This window comes from Cohnella thermotolerans DSM 17683 (genome assembly GCF_000429825.1).
Classification (GTDB): domain Bacteria; phylum Bacillota; class Bacilli; order Paenibacillales; family Paenibacillaceae; genus Cohnella; species Cohnella thermotolerans.
The window spans coordinates 1-6,403 of record NZ_AUCP01000112.1; the positions used below are offsets into that span (position 1 = coordinate 1).

The 6,403-nt window shown below is 44.7% G+C and carries 4 protein-coding genes and 2 pseudogenes; 5 read left to right on the forward strand and 1 reads right to left on the reverse strand.

Annotated features, from left to right (window positions below; genetic code table 11):
* The first annotated feature begins 138 nt into the window (after window positions 1-138).
* A complete protein-coding gene (locus tag G485_RS29335) occupies window positions 139-576 on the forward strand; it encodes a hypothetical protein (protein WP_084423360.1) in 438 nt (145 codons plus the stop codon).
* A gap of 44 nt (window positions 577-620) precedes the next feature.
* Here G485_RS29335 and G485_RS0116990 read toward each other — a convergent pair whose 3' ends face one another.
* Entirely contained in the window at window positions 621-1,628 is a 1,008-nt protein-coding gene (locus tag G485_RS0116990; RefSeq protein ID WP_027093505.1) for an IS1595 family transposase, read from the reverse strand.
* 18 nt (window positions 1,629-1,646) lie between these two features.
* Here G485_RS0116990 and G485_RS30060 point away from each other — a divergent pair, with 18 nt between their 5' ends.
* The 4 genes and pseudogenes from G485_RS30060 to G485_RS31365 all read left to right on the forward strand — a co-directional run.
* On the forward strand, window positions 1,647-1,982 hold the full coding sequence (locus tag G485_RS30060; protein WP_156922438.1) for a hypothetical protein: 336 nt from the start codon (window positions 1,647-1,649) through the stop codon (window positions 1,980-1,982).
* 714 nt (window positions 1,983-2,696) lie between these two features.
* The gene (gene ltrA, locus G485_RS27065; RefSeq protein ID WP_084423361.1) at window positions 2,697-4,073 is read left to right on the forward strand and encodes a group II intron reverse transcriptase/maturase; all 1,377 of its coding nucleotides are present in this window, start codon (window positions 2,697-2,699) and stop codon (window positions 4,071-4,073) included.
* Between the two features lie 70 nt (window positions 4,074-4,143).
* Window positions 4,144-5,202: pseudogene (locus G485_RS0117000) on the forward strand (IS256 family transposase); the annotation flags it as partial.
* 487 nt (window positions 5,203-5,689) lie between these two features.
* Window positions 5,690-5,776: pseudogene (locus G485_RS31365) on the forward strand (TraB/GumN family protein); the annotation flags it as partial.
* Window positions 5,777-6,403: the final 627 nt, after the last annotated feature.

Sequence of the window (6,403 nt, forward strand, 5' to 3'; positions counted from 1 at the left end):
GAAACGCTGTTTTCGTAAAGATTGTGGTTTTTGAATAAATTTTGTTATTTCGCATATTCTGTTAGAATAGTAATGTAGTGTAAATAATAAAAATGATAAATCATTTTTGTCTCAAAATAAGTAATAGGTGGTGAAATTATGAAAAATCTTTCTTGGATAAAAGGTCTTATTTTCGGTGCTGTATTTTCATTTGTTACTGCACTGTTATTTATGCTAATAGGACAAGCGTGGGCTGGTGGAATAACCTCGTTTTGGGGTGAAAGTTGGTTGTATTTCTCAGTAATAATTCCTTTTGCGATTACTTTTGCAATTTTAGGTGGATATTTCCGCAATAGAAAAGAATTATCAAACAAAAAACTATGGCTTATAAGCCTTATATGTGCCTTTCTTGTAACCTTATACAGTGGAACTATTGGTGCTATTTTTGGCGAAACTATCGTTAGAGGTGGCATGGAAACACTAAACATTGATGGTACATTAGTCTGGGGTACAATCTATGCTTTTATTTTACTTCCCCTCACTACGCCATTTGCAAGATTACTGATAGGGATTTTTTACAAATTTATTAGAAGATAATCAATAAAATGATGAAAACATTGACCTCTCAATAGAGGTCTTTTTTATGCACTTCTAAACATCTGAACCGTTGTTTCATTTGATTTTTTACATGCTGAAATAAGCATTTGCTCCACCTGTTTTTCAAAGGTTAAATGCTTGTCTATTTCGAGCCATCTAAACCAATATAAGTAATTGTCAAGGTATTTGGTTGCAACACCTTGAAAACGCCTAATCCAAGTCTTCAAGCGACTATGGAAGTTATTCACGTTCTGAATGTGATAGATGCCTTTCTTCACACGCTGTTTTTGTCTTTCGTTAATGGTTTCGTGTTGTAATCCCTTTATTCTGGCGAACTTTTTATAGTTAGTTGCTGTATCTGTGCATAGTAAAGCAGAGGGGTGAATAAACTCCCCTATGACCGCATCTATTTCTTCTGCTCTTACTCTACCTGTTCCACCTTTACGAGCAATCATATTTCCATTGCGGTCTTGTGCTACGACAACCGCAATTTTAAGGTCAGAAATACCCCGTTTCTTGTCTTTTACAGCACGTTTCTTAGGTTCTCTATGAGTTACTTCCCGACCTTTTAATGACTCCTTAAAGAAGGTCTCGTCACTCTCCACGATACCTTGTAATTGGTTGAAACCTAACGAACCAAGGGCGTTTAGTATTTTATGTCTCCAATAAAAAGCAGTTGATATGTGTATTTTAAGACGTTTAGCGATTTTAGGAAGTGTATATCCTTCAACCATCATTTCCATATACTTCACCCATTTTTCAGGGTAACGAGAACCTGCAAATGGCGTATTAGTCATATCATTGAATGATTTACTGCAATCCTTGCAAAGATAGCGTTGGCGAGTACGGTATTTTCCGTTTCGTTTTACAGATGTACTACCACAATGAACACAAGCTATACCACTGTCAAAACGACTTTCTCGTATGGTCTTTAACAGTTTGGTAATCTTATCGGGTTCATCTGGAAATAAATCATTCTTCAACGCATTAAAGAGTTCTAATTGCTCTTCTTTTGTAAGTTCATTCGCTTCTTCATATACATCTAACCACATATCCGAACGCCTCCATAAATGGCATTATATCAACCTTTTTATATCATGGTCAAGAAAGCAACAATCTATACGAAAACAGCGAAAAGAAAAAAAGGCATAAATATGAGTTCTATATTTTATCTTGACTCCTCACCACCATACAATATAAAACAATACGGCCTGATATGGTTTGATGACAAATTTGAGAACATCAATATCTGGCCATCTGGCAATTGGATTGAAGTTGAAGGGAAGAGTTTGGCTTTTATTACTACGGGTTCTAATTATGAAGAAGCATCAAAAACTCAAATAATGATGAGAAAGAAATTTGGTAATATGTTTGTTCCCCATGAATATGATTCGGAAGCCAAGTGAGAATGATGGGCTAGGGCATTGACTCATATAATGCAATCGCAGACTATCCGAGAAAGATCTAGCGGAAGGTGTTGTGCACCCCTTAGAGTAGACATTGAGAAAACACCCCTTGATGTCGATCTACTCTAAGGGGTGGTTCTTTTGGCACGGAAAGGACGTAAGCGTCAAATAGCCCCCAGCGCGCCTAGCCAAGCTAGGCACAACTAGCTGATGAAAGTTCAGTCGAGGTAGGGGCCAAGCCGCCTCGTAGCTAGCAGGCAGACGTCGGAGAAATCCGGCGGCTGAAGCCCTGTGAAAAGCTATGCAAAGCATAGCGGAGCAAAACCACAGGCCGTAACGACCGACCGTGAATCCTGCCGCATCGTCAGTTTGTAACCCAATAAGGGACAAGAGAGTGTCGAGCCTCGTGGGTGCAGGCGAAGACCATGGAACACGCGAAGATCTTGGAAACGCAGCGTGGAAGAACTCTCCGGTGTAGAGGGATCGGCATGTGGAGAAAGTTGTGCCTGGAACTAGGGAGACCCTCCCCCGCACGGCGGCAAGGCGCCGTAGCAGGCAAACCTATAAGCCCAAAAGGTGAAGTGGCGAGCTGCGGGAAGGGAGTCGGAGGGGGCCATACTACCAATGAAGTAAGGACAACATAACCTTGCGGAGGGAAGGGCGTCGAAAGACAATACCCCACTTCGTTCATGGGAACCGAGGAGGTAAGAGCGAGTGAATGCCAGAAAAATGGCTAATTACACCAAAGTAAAAGTTCAAGAACTCCAACGAACCCTCTACCTTGCGGCTAAGGAAAACCCGAAGAGACGGTTCCATGCGTTGTTTGACAAGCTATACCGAAAAGACATCATGCAAACGGCATGGAAACAGGTAAAAGCAAACGGTGGAAGCGCCGGAATCGACCGAATGACGATTAACTACATCATAGAAGAGTACGGGGAACGTAGGCTACTGGACGAGACGATCGAGATGCTGAAAGAAGGCACTTACCGACCGCAACCGGTACGCAGACAGGACATTCCCAAAGGGGATGGCAAGATGCGGCCGCTCGGAATACCGACGGTTCGGGATAGACTGGTGCAGATGGCAGCAAAGATCGTATTAGAGCCCATTTTCGAGGCGGATTTCAAAGACTGTTCATTCGGATTCCGACCGAAACGAAGCGCACATGACGCGACGCGGCGGATACGGAAAACTGTAAATAATGGACAAGTCTACTGGGTAGTCGACGTGGATATTACCGGATACTTTGACAATATTCCGCATGACAAGCTCATGATACTGGTGGAGCAAAGAATAAGCGACCGCCGGATATTGAAGCTCATCCGGAAATGGCTCAAAGCGGGATCCATGAAAGATGATCAGTTTCATGAAACGGAAATCGGAAGCCCCCAGGGCGGCGTCATCAGTCCGCTTCTGGCAAATCTCTATCTGAACTACTTGGATACGGTGTGGGAAAAACAGTTTGCCCAAATAGGCACGCTGGTTCGTTACGCGGACGATCTGGTGATTTTGTGCCATCGGAAGGAACAAGCGCTGAAAGCCATCCGAGTATTAAAAGCAGTGTTTGCGAAACTAGAACTGACGATTAATGCAAAGAAATCAAAGCTGGTTAAAATCTGGGACGATACACAAGGGTTTGACTTTCTGGGACACCATCATCGACGGCTTCCGGTCATGAGAAAAGGTGGAATCACTGCACGTGTACTGCGCACCTTCCCATCAAAGAAAGCGATGAAGAAGATGCGGACAAAAGTCAAAGAAGTGACAAGCCCGAGAAGTCTCCTGAAACGACCAATGAACGACATCGTAGGGATGCTGAACCCCATCATACAAGGGTGGAGAAACTACTATGCCGGGATTGACCCAGGTGCAGCCAATCGGTTTCTTAGTAAGATTGACTGGTATGTTCGCAGGCGATTGGAAATTTTCTGGAATAAGAAGCATAAACGCCGGAAAACGCGTCATGTTGACTTCCATCACATGCTTACTCAGATGGGCTTGAAAACCGTAACTTCATGGAAAGTACGTACTGCCCAAGGTGAAGAACGTCGGAAAGCCGTATGCGGGAAAACCGCACGTACGGTTTGATGAGAAGGGGCTGGCAGACCCAGCCCTTTACTCTACCTGCATTTACAGGTGGGGGCTATTTGACGCTTACGTGCAGAACAAGCAGACGAGCAATAGCCGCAATGGGAAAAGCAAGAAGAAAATCACGAGCGAGTACGGCGAGCAGGAGATTGCGGTCCCCAGAGACCGATTGGGCGAGTTCGAATCGGTCGTTGTCCGGAAGCATCAATCAAACGTAACGGGCATCGAGGACCAGATCATCGCGCTCTACGCCAAGGGCGTCAGCACCCGTGAAATTCAAGATCATCTGCACAATCTGTATGGCATCGACGTCTCACCGACGATGATCTCGAATGTGACGAACAAGATCGTTCCGCTCATCAAGGAATGGCAGAATCGTCCGCTGCAAGCCGTTTATGCGGTTGTGTTCCTGGATGCCATTCACTTCAAAGTAAAGCAGGACGGTGCCATTGTGAACAAAGCGGCCTACATGGTCATCGGCATTGATCTGGACGGAAACAAAGACGTACTGGGCATGTGGATCGGCGAGAATGAGTCCGCGAAGTTCTGGCTAAGCGTCCTCAACGACCTTAAGAATCGCGGCGTCCAGGATATCCTGATTACCTGCGTCGACAACCTGACCGGTTTCTCCCAAGCGATTACGGCCTGCTACCCGAAGACCGAGATTCAGAAGTGCATCATTCACCAAATCCGCAATTCGACGCGCTACGTGTCCTACAAGGACCTCAAAAAAGTAACGGCGGACCTAAAACCCATTTACAAAGCTGCGACGGAAGAAATGGCACTTGTGGAACTGGATCGCTTCGAAGAGATATGGGGAGCCAAATATCCGCTCATCATCCGTTCGTGGCGCACCAACTGGGACGAGCTTGCGACGTTCTTCAAATATCCACCGGAAATCCGCAAACTGATCTACACGACAAACATGATCGAAAGTTACCATCGCCAGTTGCGCAAAGTAACCAAAGGAAAAAGCATTTTCCCGACGGACGAGGCCTTGCTCAAGATGCTGTATCTCGTCACGATGGACGTCACGCGTAAATGGACAGGCCGTGTCCAAAACTGGGGTCAAATGCTGCTCCAACTCTCCGTTTTCTTTCCGGAACGGATCGGTCAGCATCTACCGTGAGGGTCAATCTCCCCTTCAGGGGAGAATCTCTATAATGGAGTTTACACAAAATACTTGACAGACTCCATCTGAGCCGAAGTTAAGGCTTGTCAGACCCGCCTGAAAATTTTACAAATATCCTTTTGTACGCACAAAGAAGCCTCTACCATATCGGCGGGGGCAACAAGGAGCGTGATGGTTCTATTATTAACTGTACTTGCCAATAATAGCTTCAATAAATTGGAAGTTTAAAAGGCTTAAAGTATCCCTAGGCCACTTTAAGCTGCATTTTAATCTGGGCTAATGTAGCCCCAGATTGAGCTTGGTCATAGATAAACTCAATCATGTCCTGCCTTTTCTGTAAGCGGTAGCGATGTAATCCATCGATCAAGTTTCCCTGTCCCTCAGCATAGAATAGCAAACATGAGTAAAGTCAAATAACGATCAATAGCCTTTGTGGATCGCACCTGATAACGACCATGAAACATAGAAAATGCTCAAACGTAACATCGAGGTTGGCGCAGCCCACTATTGGGGTGAGAATGGGATCGTCAAGCTGCTGGAGGACAAAGGGTACACCGTCGTTCGGAAGTAGATAGACCTGCATAAATTGAGGCGAAACATACACTTTCGTAATAATTTGGTTTATTTTAACCTCAAGAGCAGGGATGTGCTCTTGGCTTTTTGTAGCAGCTGTCTATGTTAAATCAAGGCAAAAGAAATTGGCTCTTAAAAAATCGTCCTTTCCTGACCCCAAGATCAAGAAAGGACGATTTAAAAATATAGAATGAACTGATTCATGTATCTGAAGCGGGACTTGAAGGTGGGGTGGTCATTCGGCTGTAGCCGTCAAAATCCTAAGGTCGCATGTACACGCCAACGAAACAGCAGTTGCACGATGTGCTATGGGCCGAGGTTGGCAATTGACTTGAAAAACTCTATGGCAAGCACCTCCTTATTGATGAGCAAAAAAAAGTGGTGGTTTGCGACGGCTCGGACGGCGAATAAGCCGGAAAACATGCGGGGTTTTCCAGCTATCTCTGACAGTTTAAGCGACGGGAAATCTCTTTAACCGAATTTTGAACGAGTTAGGGGGCTCAAAGCGCAATGAAAACATTGGAGCGGTAGTCTATCTTGAAAATATCTCTCGATGGAAGATCTGAAAAAGGCAATACGAATGTGACCCTTTGACCGATAAAAAATGGCCAGGGTAATCAACGAC